This window comes from Lacrimispora sp. (genome assembly GCF_032078915.1).
Taxonomy (GTDB): Bacteria; Bacillota; Clostridia; order Lachnospirales; family Lachnospiraceae; genus Lacrimispora.
Window position 1 is genome coordinate 53,265 of record NZ_DAMAUN010000006.1, and the last position, 18,349, is coordinate 71,613.

At 41.1% G+C, this 18,349-nt stretch carries 13 protein-coding genes and 1 pseudogene; 2 read left to right on the forward strand and 12 right to left on the reverse strand.

Annotation, left to right across the window (positions count from 1 at the left end; translation table 11 throughout):
• Positions 1–7: 7 nt before the first annotated feature.
• The 6 genes from RT269_RS04035 to RT269_RS04060 form a co-directional block, all read right to left on the reverse strand.
• The gene (locus RT269_RS04035) at positions 8–844 is read right to left on the reverse strand and encodes a carbohydrate ABC transporter permease (protein ID WP_313180703.1); all 837 of its coding nucleotides are present in this window, start codon (positions 842–844) and stop codon (positions 8–10) included.
• Positions 841–1,722: a carbohydrate ABC transporter permease gene (locus tag RT269_RS04040; protein WP_313180704.1), complete on the reverse strand. Its 882-nt coding sequence runs from the start codon at positions 1,720–1,722 to the stop codon at positions 841–843. The genes RT269_RS04035 and RT269_RS04040 overlap by 4 nt, the downstream gene beginning before the upstream one ends.
• A 33-nt stretch (positions 1,723–1,755) precedes the next feature.
• Complete coding sequence (locus RT269_RS04045; protein ID WP_313180705.1) at positions 1,756–3,084, reverse strand: ABC transporter substrate-binding protein; 1,329 nt, start codon at positions 3,082–3,084, stop codon at positions 1,756–1,758.
• Positions 3,085–3,191: 107 nt separating this feature from the next.
• Positions 3,192–4,076 carry an AraC family transcriptional regulator gene (locus tag RT269_RS04050; protein WP_313180706.1) on the reverse strand — a complete coding sequence of 295 codons (885 nt, stop codon included), beginning with the start codon at positions 4,074–4,076 and terminating at the stop codon, positions 3,192–3,194.
• A gap of 34 nt (positions 4,077–4,110) precedes the next feature.
• The gene (locus RT269_RS04055; protein WP_313180707.1) at positions 4,111–5,196 is read right to left on the reverse strand and encodes a glycoside hydrolase family 88/105 protein; all 1,086 of its coding nucleotides are present in this window, start codon (positions 5,194–5,196) and stop codon (positions 4,111–4,113) included.
• Between the two features lie 19 nt (positions 5,197–5,215).
• Positions 5,216–7,732, reverse strand: coding sequence for a hypothetical protein (locus RT269_RS04060; RefSeq protein ID WP_313180708.1), 2,517 nt, complete (start codon positions 7,730–7,732; stop codon positions 5,216–5,218).
• 432 nt (positions 7,733–8,164) lie between these two features.
• Here RT269_RS04060 and RT269_RS30330 point away from each other — a divergent pair.
• Positions 8,165–8,230 (forward strand): annotated as a pseudogene (locus RT269_RS30330) (hypothetical protein); the annotation flags it as partial.
• A 1,802-nt stretch (positions 8,231–10,032) separates the two neighbouring features.
• On the opposite strand, the gene RT269_RS04065 reads toward RT269_RS30330, so the two are convergent.
• From RT269_RS04065 to uvrA, 6 genes are all read right to left on the reverse strand, one after another.
• Positions 10,033–10,593, reverse strand: coding sequence for a hypothetical protein (locus RT269_RS04065; protein ID WP_313180709.1), 561 nt, complete (start codon positions 10,591–10,593; stop codon positions 10,033–10,035).
• A gap of 277 nt (positions 10,594–10,870) precedes the next feature.
• Complete coding sequence (locus RT269_RS04070) at positions 10,871–11,128, reverse strand: helix-turn-helix domain-containing protein (protein ID WP_313180710.1); 258 nt, start codon at positions 11,126–11,128, stop codon at positions 10,871–10,873.
• Between the two features lie 231 nt (positions 11,129–11,359).
• On the reverse strand, positions 11,360–11,833 hold the full coding sequence (locus RT269_RS04075; protein ID WP_313180711.1) for an immunoglobulin-like domain-containing protein: 474 nt from the start codon (positions 11,831–11,833) through the stop codon (positions 11,360–11,362).
• A 344-nt stretch (positions 11,834–12,177) separates the two neighbouring features.
• On the reverse strand, positions 12,178–12,273 hold the full coding sequence (locus RT269_RS04080) for a putative holin-like toxin (protein ID WP_235839083.1): 96 nt from the start codon (positions 12,271–12,273) through the stop codon (positions 12,178–12,180).
• A 203-nt stretch (positions 12,274–12,476) separates the two neighbouring features.
• Positions 12,477–14,018: a glutamine-hydrolyzing GMP synthase gene (gene guaA / locus RT269_RS04085; RefSeq protein WP_313180712.1), complete on the reverse strand. Its 1,542-nt coding sequence runs from the start codon at positions 14,016–14,018 to the stop codon at positions 12,477–12,479.
• Positions 14,019–14,246: 228 nt separating this feature from the next.
• Positions 14,247–17,072 carry an excinuclease ABC subunit UvrA gene (gene uvrA, locus RT269_RS04090; protein ID WP_313180713.1) on the reverse strand — a complete coding sequence of 942 codons (2,826 nt, stop codon included), beginning with the start codon at positions 17,070–17,072 and terminating at the stop codon, positions 14,247–14,249.
• Positions 17,073–17,542: 470 nt separating this feature from the next.
• Here uvrA and RT269_RS04095 point away from each other — a divergent pair, with 470 nt between their 5' ends.
• Positions 17,543–18,340 (forward strand): class I SAM-dependent methyltransferase, encoded by a 798-nt coding sequence (locus tag RT269_RS04095; RefSeq protein ID WP_313180714.1) that lies wholly within the window; start codon positions 17,543–17,545, stop codon positions 18,338–18,340.
• The last annotated feature ends 9 nt before the right edge of the window (positions 18,341–18,349 follow it).

Sequence of the window (18,349 nt, forward strand, 5' to 3'; positions counted from 1 at the left end):
CCTCCCATCACCCTTTCACACCAGTTGCTGCGATTCCTCCGGTAATATACTTCTGCAAAAACATAAAGATAATAATGAGAGGCAAAATAGAAATGATGGAAGAAGATAAAATTGCATTCCAATTCACGCCCATCATACCGATGTAACTCTTTATCGCAATCTGAATCGTAAACTTCTTCTGATCCGACAGTACCATAAGCGGAAGAATATAGTCATTCCACCTCCACATAAAGGAGAAAATAGTAAGTGTTACCGTCACAGAAGATCCTAGCGGCAGCATAATCGACCGGAAAATCTGAAACTCACTGGCGCCATCAAGCCTTGCCGACTCGGCCAGAGAAAGGGGAATAGACATATAATGCTGACGGTACATAAAAATTCCTGTTGTTGTGGTCACTACCGGAAGGATAACACCCCAGATATTATTATACAGATGAAGTTCACTGATCACGGAAAACTGAGCGATGGTCAGAATCTCTCCCGGAATCAGAGTACCAAGTAAAAATATACCAAATACCTTATTTGTATACGGAATATCATGACGGTAAATAGCCAGGGCATAACCACACATGGAACTGATCACTAAGGTAATCGCCGTCCCCACTACCGCTAAAAACAAACTGTTCTTAACATAAGTAAAAAAGCCGCTTGCAATCACACTCTCATAAGACTTAAACGTAAATTCCTTTGGAAAAAAGTGCAGCGGATAGGCAAATAATTCCGTAGAATCCTTAAAAGAACTCATAAGCAGCCAGATAATGGGAAATATCATCACAAAAACAGTCCCCATACCGATTGCCGTGACAAGCACCGAAGCAAGTCTTTTCTTCCCGCTGTTCATCATACCTCACCTCCTCTGGTCATCTTAAACTGAATCATGGCAATTGCAATAAAGATGAGACTGACTACCACTCCGATCGCCGATGCATATCCATAACGGGCCTGGGTAAATCCCTGGTCAAAAATGTACTGAACGATATAAGTAGTGGAGGTTCCCGGCCCTCCCGAAGTAATCCCTTGTACCAATGCGTACTCCTTCAACAAGTTAACAGTAGAAAGAAGCAGTACAATAAAAATAGCAGGTGACAAAAGCGGTACGGTAATTCTGAAAAAAGTCTGAACCGGTCTGGCGCCATCCACACTGGCAGCCTCATATAATTCCTTGGAAATATTATTGATACCGCCGATAAACATAACCATATAAAAACCTGTCGAGGCCCAGTTGGAGGCGAAACTGACTACAAAAGTAGCCAGTTTCGAATTCAGTGCCCACTGAAGCGGAGCTCCTCCAAAGGACTGTATTACATAATTAATCAATCCATATTCCTGTCCAAACATCCAGTTAATCGTAATACCTACTACCAGTGCTGATAATAAAACCGGAATATACACCACTGTCCGGACCAATGTAGTAAGCTTTAATTGCTTAGAGGTAACCAATGTGGCGATAAGAAGAGGAATGATCACTTTAAAGGGCAGGCTAAACAGCATATATACAAAGGTTCTACCCAATACCTTATAGAAATCCTTACTGACCAGCAGTTTCGTATAATTCTTTAGTCCTACAAAATCCATCGTCTTCCATCCGTCATAATTTGTAAAGGAAAATCCAATACTTAAGATCAGAGGAAGGATGAAAAATACGGAAAACAACAGCACTGCCGGTGCCACAAACATCCAGAATGCCCTGGTATGCGAAAATGCCTTTCTTCTCTTCCCCATATAAGTCTCCTCCTTTTACTTTGCTGCTTATTCTTATTGAGTGGTTGTCCAGCCTGATGATTCAGCCAATTCTTTTGTAAATGCATCCAGAGCTTCTTTTGCCGTGATCTCACCGCTTACCGCACGTTTTATGTAATCCCGGTATTCATTATCCTTGTAGGTTCTCCATGCAGAGCTTTCATCTACCATAAAGCTGTCTGTCACATAAGAAACCTCATTCTGAAGAATCTTAAAGTCTGCCGCTGCTTTTTCATCAGCTGGTTCATAGATCACTGACTTTAGTGAAGATAAACCCTTGTCTTCCTGAATATAATTCTTGAAATTTTTCTCATCGTAGAACCATTTTACAAATTCAACAGCCAGGTCTTTTCCTGCTGCATTCTCCGGTATAGCCAAAGCTTCACCACCGATAATAGCTGCCTGTGAAGCACTTCCTTTAGGAGTCGGCATCACACCGAACTTAAATTTAGACACATCCGTGGTCAAAGAATTATAGTTCCAGGAACCGGATAAAAGGATGGCAGCATCTCCATTCTTAAAATACTCTACCGGGTTGTCAGTAGAACCGCCGGCCCAGATGGCTTTTGGCATCACACCGCTTTCATTCGCAGCCACAAACTTCTCCAAAGTAGCCACGTTCACCGGATTGTTTACATTGACTTTAAAGGTGTCTCCGTCTTTTTCCACTAAAGAACCACCATTGGCATACATCAGAATATCATATCTGGCTCTCGATACATCTGCCGCAAAGCCATATTTAACAGTACCGCCGGCCTGGATCTTCGCAGCATTCTCATACAGTTCGTCCCAGGTCCATGGGTTGTCGAGCGTCGGAGCCTCTACTCCGGCTGCTGCAAATGCATCTTCATTGTAATACATACAGGTAGTGGTAAACTGTCTGGGCAGGCCTGATATCTTATCTGATTTATAATCCTTGCCTACGATCTTTAAAGCAGAATCTTCAAATAAACTTAAATCCACTACCTGGGCCATATCCATAAATTCTTCCGGATATAACTGATGAAGTCTGGTAGTTGCGATGATATCCGGCAGATCCTTATTCTTTGCCATAGCCGGGAATTTAGTCAGCTGGTCATCATGGGAAATGATAATCATATCAATCTGGTTTCCGGTTTCCTCACTCCAGGCCTTAAGCGCATTATTCAGTGAGTTTTCTGCCCCCGGCTCCTCCGGCATCAGGACTTTCAGTGTTCCGGCAGCGGCTGCCCCGCCTGCTGCTCCCGTTGTTTCCGGTGCTTTTGTTGTCTCTGTTCCCGATCCCTTAGAACCGCAGGCGGCTAAAGAAGCAGCCATAACGGTTGCCAGCATTCCTGCTGCCACTCTCTTCCATGCTTTTTTCATAGTAAATTCCTCCTTAATTTTTATTTGTATTTTTATACTTAAACCTGCCCCACGTTCGGCAGATAGAGCATAGCCCATGGCCTGTTTCCCTCTTGCGTACCAAACATCTACTGCTTCTCGGTCGCATATTTCTTTGGCGTCGTTCCTGTATTCTTTTTAAAGGTATTGATAAAATGGCTGTCGCTGTTATAAGAAAGAGCCACCGCAGTTTCAGTCACGGAAAAACCATTCTTCAACATTCCTTTCGCCGCTGTTATCTTAAGATTAGTGATATACTGACTGATGGTAAAGCCTGTTTCTTTTTTAAAATAATGGCTCAAATAGTACTTATTCATATAGAACTGTTCCGCGATACCATCTAAATCCAGCTTATCTTCCACATGAGCAGCGATATATTTCTTAATTAATTCGATTCGATCCCTGTCATGAACCGGTCCGCTCTCACCTGCAAAGGCTGCCATCTCTGCATCATCTATGGATTTTTCTGAGAAGAAATCATACAGCCGGTTAATGTAAACCAGCAGCTCCATAATAGCCAGATTTAAAACAACCCCGTCCATACCCTGTTGCGTGGACACACTGCATTTCTCCACCTTTTCAAACAACCCAATCACTTCTCCAAGATGCTCTTTATTCAAATACAGCTTGTGAATAAACCCTTCCGGCCGGTGTTCGAAATATTTAAAGAAGTCATAATCCATCGCCTGTGATACATCCCTTAAACGGTCCGGGTCAAACATAACCACATAGCGGTTATAATCCTGCCCTTTTACACCGGATGTTTTATGATATTCCCGATTGTTAATTACAAAAAGGGTCCCTTTTTCCACCTCATATTCCCGGTTGTCAATACAAATTCCGGCACCATCACTCATAACCAAGATAATTTCATAATTCTTATGAAAATGGAACCCTTGCATATTCCAATTCTGAGTACTGCCGCTATAATAGTAAAATGAATCAAATTCCTCATAAAATATGCGTGATTTCACCGTATTCTTCCTTTCAGGGCATTCCTTCCTTACTTTATAAACTCTGCCAATAATCCTCCATCATCTCCTGAAGCATTAATATCATAAGCGCCTGGCCATAAGTCATCGGATAACAGGGGATATTTTGATAAAATGATACATTCATACCAATGGGAGTACCATAAGAAACCTGATCTACGGTTCCATCTTCCTGTATGTACGCAAGGATATGTTTGACGCCTTCTGAAATCACAGGAAGATATTCTTCTGCTTCCAGATATCCCAGACGGACCCCTTTCATCATACCAGCCAGGAAACCGGCGCCGGCGGAAATTTCAATATAAGTGCTCTCATCATTGACCACCGTATGCCACAATCCTTTCGCCTTGTCCTGATAGCGTTTAATCGCCTGGCATTGGTAACGGTACACACTTAAATAATGTCTTTTTAGGGCTGGATAAACGTCACTTTCTTCCAGATATTCCATCATTCCAACCGTATACCAGCTATTTCCTCTTCCCCATAAAACTTTGCCATAATTGTTGTTATGATTAAAGTTCCAGCCATGATAAAACAGGCCTTCTTCTTTGTTGTATAAATACTTGATATGATTGACGACCTGATAATCTGCCTCTTCCGCATAGTCTGGCCTGTTAAGCAATTTTCCAGCCCGGCTTAAGAACAAAATAGTCATAAACAAGGTATCAATCAGGATTTCTCCGTCATTGGGATCTCCGGTTATCATGTGCTGGAAGCATCCGTCCTTTGTTCTTAACAGTCCGTTTTCATCCATTACCCAATCAGCCCAGGAACGTATCAATTCCAAGTAAGACTCTTTTTGGGTAATCTCATAAATATAAGTCAGTGTTAACATGGGAGCTGTCGTATTCACATTCCGCTCCGATATTCCCTCTGATATCCGTTCGTCAAACCAACGGATCAAAAAATCCAGCACTTCTTGTTTCTGAGATTTGCAGTAATACTTATAAAGTCCAAACAAGCCCACTCCCTGAGGCCACTCCCAACAGTTCATATCAATAAGGCTGACCGGAAACTTTTCTTTCACTCCCGGATTTTTCAGATACATCATTTTATCGCTTACTCTGCCTAGTATTCCTTCGATTTCATTCTTGCTAATCACCTTGATTCCTCCATTTACATTAGCTGCATGTTTTTTCGATAACCCCTTGATAGGTATAGGGATAATCTGCCGCTCTTTTGCCGCCAATCAAAAGTCCTTCCTCAGCAAGAACCACATCACCATATTCGGTTCCTACAATATTCCAAACCTCACGATCCTCCTGTTTTATCAATTGAATCTTCTTAATCTTCTGATAAAATGCTTGTAAGCTTCCATAAACATCTTTTCTTCCCATTTTGATCAGCCATATATTTTCCCGCCCGGGGCTTATAAATTCCCGGTATTTGCAAGGGCCCTCCTGCTGCATATGCAGACCGTTTAGGGCAATCACACCGATATATCCGTCCTCCTGTTCCACCGTTACCACTTGATCATCACCGATATATCCTTTAAATTCACTGAGCGGAATATAGGCATGGGTGTAAGAAACCGGATGTTCCTGAGGAATTTTATATTGCAGTATCCCTAAATCACGGTACTGTGCTCCTCTTGGCCTGCTTCCATTACCTGCAAAAAAGTTAGGCCGTCCGTTGCCGTAAGGCTGTACTTCTCCTGGATGATTGACGAATACCTGGGCCGTAGGGTTGATAGTCGCCTGCATGATATGCTCCTGATACCCCGGTGTAAAGGGATAAAAATCTACTGCTGTCGATAATTGTACCTTGGAGTCTTTATACAGATAAAGGTTTACATAACCTTCGTATCCCTGGGTCTTTTTATATATGATTGCCTCACCCTCCGGAAGTTCCATAAATTGCCGGTACTCTGCGGGCGGCTCATATTCTCCCAAGGCAAAGGATGTGTAGGCCAAAGCTGCACGGTTTAAACAGCCTTTGTTATATGCAATATAAAGTAAAGAGGTGGTACCTGCCGTATAATTACCTTTCAGTTCCTTTTCATAACTGCGGCCAAAGGTAGTCATGACCGTTCCCTTATGTTCCAGTAACGCCATATCATAGAAGATATGGTCAAGGGCCTTTCTGGCAGCTTCCTTCCACTGGTTTCCATCCTCTGTCAGATTATACAAGGAACAAAGCCCCAGTACATCTACCGGAATATAGGCATTGGAATTCCATTCGGTTATATATTCTCCCAAGAATCCGGCAAACCACTTATCTAACAGTACTTCCGCCTTTGCCACCAGCTGGTTTCCGGTCAAACCGCTGTTAGTAAATATTCGATCCGGAAACAGTCTCCCGGCAGTATATTGGCAGATATGAAATAATAATGCATGGTTTTCACTGAAAAACCACATGACATCGTTCCCCGGTTCATCAAACCAGTATCGGAAATTCAACAAGACTTCTTCGATCCGCTTCTTCGTTTCCTCCCATAAAAGACCGGAAAACCGAATATAGATCTGTATCACGATAACAAGATGGAAATCGCTGCAATCTTTGCGAAGCTCGATTCCTTTTAACTCTTCTAACAATATTTGGTTGGCTGCTCTTGCATTTCCGTCCAGATAAAGCATAGCAGCGGCTTTGTACACATTCTCTACTTCCACATCCCGCAGGTATGCAAGTGCTTCCTGCTTACGCTCCTTGATTCCAGAGGTTTTAGTTTCTAACAGTTTGCGATGAAATACCTGGGTGCCTATTCTACGCCCTACTGCAATACCTTCGTATAGAACTTCTATTTGGAAGTAATAAAAACCGGGTTTTACGTCATCTGCCTCAAACAGACACACCTTTGTCTTGTCACTTGTCAGCTCAAAGTTCCGTTTTTCTATCAGGCTTCCGGCATCGGTCATCTTGTCCGCCACCGGCTTATAAAAAGCTGTCATCTGTAACGGATCGTGAAATGGATTGTGTATCTGAAGTTCTACAGGTTCACTGATGTATACCTCTTTTTCAAAGGAGATATCATCCATCATATGTTCGATCTGATAGATCTTCTCCGCTTCAATCTCAGCCGGTACCGGGATACACATCCGTATTTTTTCTTCACCTAAGTAAATCAGATGGAAATAGTAATCAGTATCTCTTTCAGCTAAGTCATCCAGGCATATTACCAGTTTATTAAAGCCTTGTTTCAACGGAAGAGTCACCTTCTGCTGCTTGACCATATTCCGCGTGAACGGGATAAAATCAGTGATCAGTGCATCATTTAGCCATAAAGTGACACCTCCGCAAGTCTCCAGTAAAAAGTCTTCGCTGCTCTGAGCGTCGGAAAACAGACAGCAGTAACTGTAGCTGCGCAGATAGGCAGGGTTAAAATAAAACTCTGAAAAATCAAGGCCTGCGTTTCCGAAGGGGTAGTAGACCTGAAGCGTTCTCTCCTGGTCAAATACTGTTATGGTATCATGAAGCTTGTATTGACTGATATCGATGTATTCTGGTGTCCGCGCCCTTCTTTTTTCGAGAAATTCACCTCGGCAAGGGTTTTCGTGGATAGAAAAACCATATTTTAGCCATTCATTGATATTGCCTTTTAGAACCGCTTTTTTGAATTCCTGTGGCTGGCAGTATGTGCCCGTCGTAAGAAAACGGTTGATTGTTTTTTGTTGATCTAAAGGATAAATTAAATGATTCACAGGTTCACCTCTTTTGATTTGCTTTCTTGTATTTATTTTAGCATAATCTCGTGAAAACACTTGCATTATACAGTGGTAAAGTTATATAATTTTGCTAATTTTTGAGTTTGACGAATCTTTCTATTATATATTATTTACTTAAATTCGATATAGTGGAGGCCAAATGAAAGACCGTTCCTTTGGAGGAGTGGTCTTTCGAATTTATAATGTCTCATTTTTCATTATAGTTTCATTTTATAGAGAAAAGAGCCAGACATCCTTGAATTTACAAGGATGTCTGGCTCTAAGTATTTTATTTGAATTAAATATCGACCAGTAGCCTTTCGCGTACACATATGCATATTCACGTTTAAATTTGACCGCTCCATCTGACAATCTATTGAGGATAAGAATATTGTATGACACTGTGGGGCTAGTCTTACATCCAAGCTCTTTGTAAGAATCAAGGGCGGCTGGTATTATCTTAATGCTGGCGGTGTTATCTTAATGGTACTTTGACCGCGGAATCCGAAAAGGTCTACTATCTGGACAGTAAAGCTAGATGGTTGTGGAATCTATGAGGCTCCCTCACGAAGCAGAACGGGGCTTCAAATTTTCCAGGGCCGGTTGAATTATTAAGGGTAAACCTCTTTTAACACACTTTGTCTATTTGGCTCATACATTATAGTACGATTTTCTATGGAGAATACATAATTTATGTGCTGTTTTAATAGATGTTTTGGATGTAATTGCGGATTTAAGATAAATAACCTTTATGGCAGATAATAAAACATTATTGGGCTGGTAATTGGTAACTGGGTTCGCCTATCCATAGAATCGTATCATTTTTTGACTGCCTTCATGCGGTAATAGTAAGCCATTCTCAAAATTCACACCTTGCCTGCTTGTCCCATATAATATTAATGTAGAACGGCATGAAAGGAGTTAAAGTATATGAAAAGCGAAACAATTAAATGTAGAATAAGTTGTAAAAAATGTGAACCCAAACGTGAATGTGAATGTGAACGCGAATGCGAATGCAGACCAAAACGTGAATGCGAATGCAAACCAAAATGTGAATGTGAGCGCAAATGTAAATGCAAACCTAAATGCGAATGCGAATGCAAACAAAAATGTGAATGCAAACCAAAATGCGAATGCAAACTAAAATACGAATGCAAGCCAAAATGTGAATGCGAATGCAAAACAAAATGTGAATGCAAACGCGAATGCGAATGCAAACCGAAATGCGAATGTGAATGCGAACACGAACGTGAATACGATTACGAATACGAAAATGAAAATGAATACGAATTCGAAAATGAACGTGAATGTGGATGCGAACATGAACGCGAATGGTGAATATAAGAAATAAAAGAAGCCTACTGGTAAGACTTAAAGGACAACTGTGTGCAGACAAAAAGATGTTATTAATAAGGGCGGGCCTCGGTATTCCGGGCCCGCTATATTAATGAGAGTGCAAGTTATTTTATGTAAACCTATTGGATTAATGAAAAAATATCTGTTAAATCGATTTTAGATTTTGTGTCTGTATTGTTGCACATGGAGAACAGGCAGTTAAGAACTTTTGGCAGCCTGTTCTTTGCCATTCCGGTTAATCCAGATCCTGTGGGGTAATCCGTTCTTCAAGGTATATACACAGCTGCTCCAGTATCTGACCCCAGTTCCATGGTTTTCCTTCCCACTTTCTCGTGATGTCCATCATTGCCAGATACAACATCTTGAATAAGGCTCAGTTTATAATAGAGTCTGTTTTCACTGAACATTACAAATATGAAAACCCTAATTCTATATTTTCCCTTTGCTTCTTAATCGTACAGTAGAGCTAACCCTCCCTAGATCTTCCAATGTTCTGGTATCTAACATCACTCGACTAAATTCCCAAACATGCCACGTCGACTTCCCGAACTTCCCCATTGACTATTATGGCTGAATACTTTGTACTCGTACTTAATTTTGAATAAATCCAGTATACTTAAAACTTTTTTTACATATTTTTATCATCTTCTTAATAATGTTCCATAATTTAAATCTACATTTGCAGTGTATTTAGAACTCCCATAATAATAATCTTCACTTATTTATGTAGTTATCCGTCCATACTAGTTAGTATGATAATAATATGTAAAGTTTGAAGAACCTGAATATGTCATCCCAACCTGCGGGGAAGCATCTCCGTACATACTTTCATCTCTACTGTATGCATATCTATTAAATTGATGTCTTATAAACCCCGATAGTTTTCTTCCATCATACACCAAATTCTGTTAAAAAAAAGAGATAAGAGATGTGATAAATAGTCACTTGACATTTATGCTTCTTTCTATACTTTCTAAAACTCTACAATAATCTTTATAAAAAGTTATTTTTTTTAATAGATAAAAATGAATTAAATAATAAGCAATTGTTGAAAATATGATTAAGATATAACAAATTATTACGCTATAAGATATAAGCTTGTCATTTGACTCTTCCCGTTTAATACGTACTTCTAAAATCTCAAGCTCCTTATCTATAGTTTTGCTTGATTCTACATTTTTTAATGTACTGCTTATATCATTTAATAGATTTACATGTCTTTGTGTAATTCCTTCAATTATAGATGGAAATGTTATTGAAAGACTAATAACTAATATTAAAAATGGAATCAATGTCTGAACTAATGTATCACGTCTATTTTTATAATTATCACTTTTTGCTTTTAAATATGCCTTAAAATTTATTATGCTTTTATAAGTAACATTTTTGTATTTATTTCGAATGTAATTATCCCATTCAGTATAATTTTTATAGGTACCTTTTATACCAACTTCCCCATATTGTTTATATTCTTTTTTTTCATCAAAATCATAATTTTTCATATCTCATTCCCTCTTTTTGCCTTTTATCATACAACAAAATTTGTAAAAAGAAAACACCCATGAGTATCCGCATTATATCTATACCAGAATTCCTTAGAGACGAATTAAAAGATTACACAAACAAGTTCAGATTGTTCACTCATTCCGAATAGAACCAATAGCAGCTTCACCTTTTAGGTGTCATTTTGGTATCACCTGCATAATCCGTATACAAAAATAAAAAGCTTAATAACACAAAAGCTTCGCTGGAAAACCAACGCAGCTTTTGTGGACATAACTATATGTCTTTTGGCTTCGGTGATCCATTGATGGTATGCACAATCTTTGGCTCTTTATTGGGCACATATACAATCAGGTTGCTGAGATCGCAGTTCAAAGCTTCACAAATCAGATCCAAATGTTCTAAATTTACCCTTTCTACCATCTCATGGTACAGCTCCGAGATCGTTGTTGGCCGAATACCCGTTTTTCGAGCTAAATCAGCTTGTGTCCATCTCATATCACCCAGCCTTGAAGAGAGTAAAATTTTTATCATATGTCAATTGCTCCTTCCGTTATAGTTTACTACATTCCGACAAAAAAGAATGCAAGATAATGCTGGTGTTATTACTATCATATTGCAATAAATTGAGGCTTGTAAAATCTGACCTATTGGGAATACTGTGTGAGACATACACACATCATTTAGATTAATTGATTTATCATCGAAGTGAATTATGTTAATTGTTTTTAGATTGTTATTGATTATGTGTTGAGAAAATACCTATTAAATCCAAAATTCTGCACTTACAAAATATTCTTCGTGTGCATCCCGTTGTGATTTGATATTAAATCCTTTAATTATTCGATAATGGCCGGCTGGTAATTTACCATATAATATTTCAAAATCAGTAGACCATGGGAAACTGCTCCCTTTTTCTAATTCATATGCTATAGAAGTAAACATGATATCGTCATTGACCGGTAAAGAAAACCACTTTTGACCATCTTTTACTTCAAGGATATAATTTGCACCAAATAATACTGGATCATCAGCAGAACAATTAATAAGCACTGTAATTTTTGTATCAACTACACTTTCTACAGTCATAGTTACACCACTAAAATCATTTAAAACTAATGTACTTTCAGACCTTTTGGGGACAATATCGTTTTTCTCCTTATAATTTATATTGTCTCTATAAATTAAAATCAAAAAAAATGTAACAAGGGAAGCAAAGATAAATACTTTTTTTTTCATATTCCTATCCATTTCATTTATGTGAGATTTTTCAATTTTTTATTGCTAAATAACCATTGGTATCACCTCCTCCTAGATAGGTCTTAAATTATATTGAACCTCTCTGCGTGGTTTTACCGTAACATAACCTTCCAAAAATGTAAAATATACACAAATGGGGCGGCCTTAGTCTATTGTCTTGCCAGCAGGGGATGCTAATAAAATATCTGTAGGCCTTGAAATTTCCAAAGATATGGTTTATAATAACAATATAAAAGAGCGACCGCCCACAAGGTGGAAGCCCATTAGAGATTAAGCGTCCTTACGGACACCGCCTATCCTGTTGGCTGACAGGGTAGGCATTTTTACTTTCGCTTATTGTTCCTATCTATATAGGTCAGTAATGCGATCAGGAATGACCCGCCTAAAAATAATATACTTAAGGCCTGGTATGTATCCATATGCACCACCTCCCCTCTTCTTAAAGTTGGGAGGCTTCCACCCTGTACACGGTGCTCATGGAAAATTATAACATGCGCTGGCCCATTTCACAATATGCTTTTCTTCTGCTTCAAAATCCCTATGTAAAATCATATTAATGTCACAAAGCAAAAACAAACCTCGAAAACCCAGCATTTATGCGGGTTTCGAGGTTTGTTTCTAATCATTCGAACTCAATTGTAGCCGGCGGTTTCCCCGTGCAATCATAAAGCACCCGGTTCACGCCCTTCACTTCATTCACAATCCGTCTGGTCACTGTTCCCAAAACTTCCCAAGGCAGTTCCGCAGATTCAGCCGTCATAAAGTCAGAGGTAAGCACCGCTCTTAATGCAATGGCATAATCATAGGTTCTTTCATCTCCCATGCATCCAACAGAACGCATATTGGTCAATGCCGCAAAGTACTGTCCCAGTCCCTTATCAACACCAGCCTTGGCAATCTCTTCTCTATAGATGGCATCAGCCTCCTGTACGATTTTTACCTTCTCAGGAGTAATTGCACCGATGATACGGACTCCAAGTCCTGGACCTGGGAATGGCTGACGGTAAACCAGGTATTCCGGAATCCCGAGCTCCAGACCTGCTCTTCTCACTTCATCCTTAAACAGAAGTCTCAAAGGCTCAATGATCTCTTTAAAATCCACATGCTCAGGAAGTCCTCCCACATTATGATGGGACTTGATCACAGCTGACTTTCCAAGACCGGACTCGATCACGTCAGGATAAATGGTTCCCTGTACAAAGAAATCCACTGTTCCGATCTTCTTAGCTTCTTCTTCAAATACGCGGATAAATTCCTCGCCAATGATCTTGCGCTTTGTCTCAGGATCTTCCACTCCTGCCAGCTTGCCATAGAAGCGTTCCTGTGCGTTAACACGAATAAAATTCAAGTCGTAAGGTCCCTCAGGTCCAAATACGGCCTCAACCTCATCTCCCTCGTTCTTACGAAGAAGACCATGGTCAACAAATACGCAGGTAAGCTGTTTTCCTACAGCTTTAGCCAGCATAACTGCAGCTACGGAAGAGTCTACACCGCCGGATAAGGCACAAAGCACCTTGCCGTCTCCAACCTTTTCCCTGATGGTCTCAATGGAAGCCTCCACAAAGGAATCCATCTTCCAGTCACCGGAACACTTGCAGACATTATAAATAAAATTGGAAAGCATTTTGGTGCCTTCCTGGGTATGCATAACCTCAGGATGGAACTGCACGGCATAAAGGCCGCGTTCTTCACATTCCATACCAGCAACCGGGCATACCGGTGTATGAGCTGTAACATGGAACCCTTCCGGCGCTTTCTCTACGTAATCCGTATGGCTCATCCAGCAGACTGTCTTGGAACTTATATTTTCTAAAATTTTACTGTTAGTCTCCACGTCAACTTCTGTCTTTCCGAATTCACTGACAGGTGCTGTGGCAACTTTGCCGCCCAGCATATATGCCATAACCTGGGTGCCGTAGCAGATTCCCAGGATCGGTATTCCCATATCAAAGATTTCCTTTGAACAGAGTGGGGAATCCTCCTTATACACGCTGTTTGGACCGCCTGTAAAAATGATTCCTTTCGGATTCATTTCCTTAATCTTATCCAGTGACAGTGTGTAGGGATGAACCTCACAGTAAACATTGCATTCTCTGACTCTTCTGGCAATCAGCTGGTTGTATTGTCCACCGAAATCCAGAACGATAATCATTTCTCTTTCCACGGTATTCCTCCTAATTTCATCTTCAACAAATAAAGCTTTGGGTTACATTATATTCTACTTCCACTTGCTTGACAAGCATTTTCTTGAAATCTTCCCTGCTCTATTGTTCCATCTTTTTAACATTATTATAAACGAATGAATCAAGTAGACATGCCTGCACATCTACTTGATTCACAAATTGAAAGCGAAAAGAAGTTCTTATAAGTCTTATCTCATTCGGCCAGCAGCCTATTCCAAATACCGTTTTACATAATACCCTGTGTATGAGGAAGGACATTCTGCAACCTCTTCCGGCGTACCCTGGGCAATTATCGTACCGCCCTTTTCGCCGCCCTCCGGTCCGATGTCAATGAGGTAATCCGCAGTCTTGATCACATCCAGGTTGTGTTCAATAACAATCACTGTATTGCCCCCATCCGAAAGCTTGCGTAAAATCTCGATCAGCTTATGGACATCCGCAAAATGAAGACCAGTCGTAGGCTCGTCCAGAATGTAAATGGTCTTTCCGGTTCCTCGCTTGCTCAATTCTGTAGCCAGTTTGATTCTCTGGGCTTCACCTCCGGAAAGCTCCGTAGACGGCTGCCCAAGTCTGATATAGGAAAGTCCCACATCATTGAGCGTGGCGATCTTCCTTGCAATAGAAGGAACATTTTCAAAAAATTTCAGCGCTTCCTCTACTGTCATGTTTAAGACGTCATAGATATTTTTTCCTTTGTATTTTATATCCAAAGTTTCCCGGTTATACCGCTTTCCGCCGCAGACTTCGCAGGGAACATAGACATCCGGAAGGAAATGCATCTCAATTTTAATGATTCCATCGCCGCTGCAGGCTTCACATCGTCCGCCTTTTACGTTAAAACTGAAACGCCCCTTGGAATATCCCTTTGCCTTTGCATCAGAGGTGGAAGCAAACAAGTCGCGGATCAAATCAAATACTCCCGTATAAGTTGCCGGATTGGACCTTGGCGTCCGTCCAATAGGGGACTGGTCGATGGCAATGATCTTATCCAGCTGCTCCGTTCCCTCAATTGCCTTATGCTTTCCCGGAATGATCCTGGCTCGGTTCAGTTTTTTTGCCAAGGATTTATAAAGGATCTCGTTGACCAGAGAACTCTTTCCGGAACCGGACACACCGGTTACGCAGGTCATGACTCCCAGGGGGAAGGTCACATCAATATTTTTTAAATTGTTCTCCGCAGCTCCTTTAACGGTAAGATAACCGGCAGGCTGTCTTCTCTCCTTGGGAATCGGGATTTGAATCCGCCCGCTTAAGTACGCGCCTGTAATGGAATCCTTATTCTTCATGATCTGCTTGGCATTCCCCGTAGCCACCACATTTCCACCGTGTTCCCCGGCTCCAGGGCCGATATCCACAATGTAATCTGCCGCCATCATGGTATCCTCATCATGCTCCACCACGATCACGCTGTTTCCCAGATCCCTAAGGTGCAAAAGGGTCTTTAACAATTTATCATTATCTCTCTGATGAAGTCCGATGCTTGGCTCGTCCAGAATGTAAGCAACGCCTACCAGGCCGGAGCCGATCTGGGTCGCCAGACGGATTCTCTGGGCTTCGCCGCCGGACAAGGTTCCGGTAGCACGGGTCAGGGTCAGATAGTCAAGTCCAACATCAATAAGGAACGAAATTCTGGCCCGTATTTCCTTTAAAATCAGGTCTCCAATGGCGTGCTGCATAGGGGTCAGCTCCATCTCGTCCATAAAATTCCGGAACTTGACAATGGACATGTTGGTAGCTTCATAAATGTTCTTATCTCCTACTGTTACAGCCAGGGACTCCTTCTTAAGCCTCATGCCGCCGCAGGAAGGACAGGGAGTGATACGCATAAAGGATTCATACTCCGCCTTAGAGGACTCGGAGTAAGTCTCCCGGTATCTACGGGCAACATTTTGAACAAGGCCTTCAAATGCCACGTCATAAATGCCCTCTCCCCGCTGTCCTTTGTAATGAACCTTGATTTCCTTTCCATTGGTTCCATTGATGAGAACATCATGGATTTCCTTAGGATAATCCTCAAAAGGAGTATCCAGCCGGAATTTATATTCTTTGGCAAGAGCCTCCAAAACAGCCCGGGTATAGCTTCCCTTATCCGTACAGGACTGCCAGCCCAGCACCACAATGGCTCCCTGGTCAATACTTAAGCTCTTATCCGGAATCATCAGATCCTCGTCAAATTCCATCTTATATCCAAGCCCAAAACAGTCCGGGCAGGCGCCAAAAGGATTGTTAAAGGAAAAGCTTCTGGGCTCCACCTCATCAATGCTGATACCGCAGTCCGGACAGGAAAAGCTCTGGCTGAAGTTTATGGGTTGTCCATCCACTACATCTACGGTCATCAGTCCGCCTGCCAGATCCAAAACTGTCTCAATGGAGTCAGTCAGACGCTTTTCGATCCCTTCCCGAATCGCAAGACGATCCACTACCACCTCGATGCTGTGTTTGATATTCTTATCCAGCTTGATTTCCTCGGAAAGCTCATATAGATTTCCGTCAATGCGCACTCTTACGTATCCACTTCTCCGGGCGTGCTCCAAAACCTTCGCATGCTCCCCCTTCCGTCCACGGACAACCGGGGCCAGAAGCTGGATCTTCGTCCGTTCCGGCAGCTCCATAATTTGATCCACCATCTGATCAATGGTCTGCTTGCGGATCTCCCGCCCGCACTTTGGACAGTGAGGAATGCCGATTCTGGCGTACAAAAGCCTCATATAATCATAAATCTCTGTAACTGTGCCCACTGTCGAACGGGGGTTGCGGTTGGTAGACTTCTGGTCAATGGAAATGGCCGGTGAAAGTCCTTCGATGCTTTCCACATCCGGCTTTTCCATCTGCCCTAAGAACTGCCGGGCATAGGAGGAAAGAGACTCCATATATCGTCTCTGCCCTTCGGCATAGATGGTATCAAAAGCCAGGGAAGACTTTCCCGAACCGCTGAGGCCGGTTAAAACAACCAGCTCATTCCTTGGAATATCCACGGAAATATTCTTTAAGTTGTGCTCATTGGCGCCTCTTATCTTGATATACTGTTTAGCCATAATATACTCCTGTAATAAACTATAATTCTGAATATGAGAACAATAGAATGCGGACCGTATCTAGCCCGCACCTGAATTACTTAGTAACTGATTTTTTCTATTATATCATATCTTTTTTCTTATTGCAAACATTTGTTCGAAAAATCCTTAATTTCAAACACGTATTGTGTCCATTCCGGCTCATACCTTCTTGCCAAATACCATGAACCAACAATCAACAATAAAAACTGATTCTTGTTCGTTTAACTGCCCATTCTGCCCATGGTTGCTGCATTTCCTCCTTTTTTTCTTCGTCCGGTTTCTGCTATAATTTGCATATTGAATAATCATGCAAAGCTTGTTCTGCCATACAAGGAATGGTATAATATGGAATCATGGATCAAAAGCCAAATAGTCCGGTAACAGGGTATTCATAGCATTGAAAATCCATGAATGAAATTTACAATTTCAATGATTACGGAGGCGGGAATATGAACGAGATTGATTCAAACAAACACGCATGGAGCCAGGTTTCACAAGATCACTATTTTGCATTTAAGAAATCTCTTTTGGATTGCAGCCATAAATTCAATAAATATATTCTGAATGAACTTGGAGACTTGAGCGGCAAAAAGATCATACATCTACAATGTAATACCGGCGCAGATACGATATTGCTTGCCAGAATGGGAGCCAGTGCCACAGGCGTTGACCTGGTGCCGGATAATATCCACTATGCAAAAAAGCTGGCAGAAGATTTGAATATTACTAATATTGATTTTATAGAATCCGACATCATGAAGTTTATGGATTGTCATAACGAAAAATATGATGTCGTATTCGTATCCGAGGGGGCAATCGGTTGGCTTCCTGACCTTAAAAAATGGGGAGAAACCATACGGCATTTACTCAAGGATGATGGATTTTTCTACGTTTTTGACAGCCATCCGTTTTTTCTTGCAATGGATGAACAGAAGCTTGCCAACAATGTGATGGAAATAAAGTATCCTTATTTCGGGAAATATCCCGATATTGATGATTCTATCGGCGGATATGCCTCTGAGCCAAAGCATGGTGTTAAGGCATATTTTTGGATGTATACGGTTTCTGATTTAATCAATTCTCTTGCTTCTGCGGGACTGCATATCGAGCATTTCAATGAATTTAAGGAAAACTTTTTTGATGCCGGGGGCTTGCACAATACAGGAGATGGACTTTTCAATTATGATTATAATACGGATAAGTTCCCAATGTCCTTTAGCATAAAAGCTACGGTCTATAACAAGTGATTATTTTTA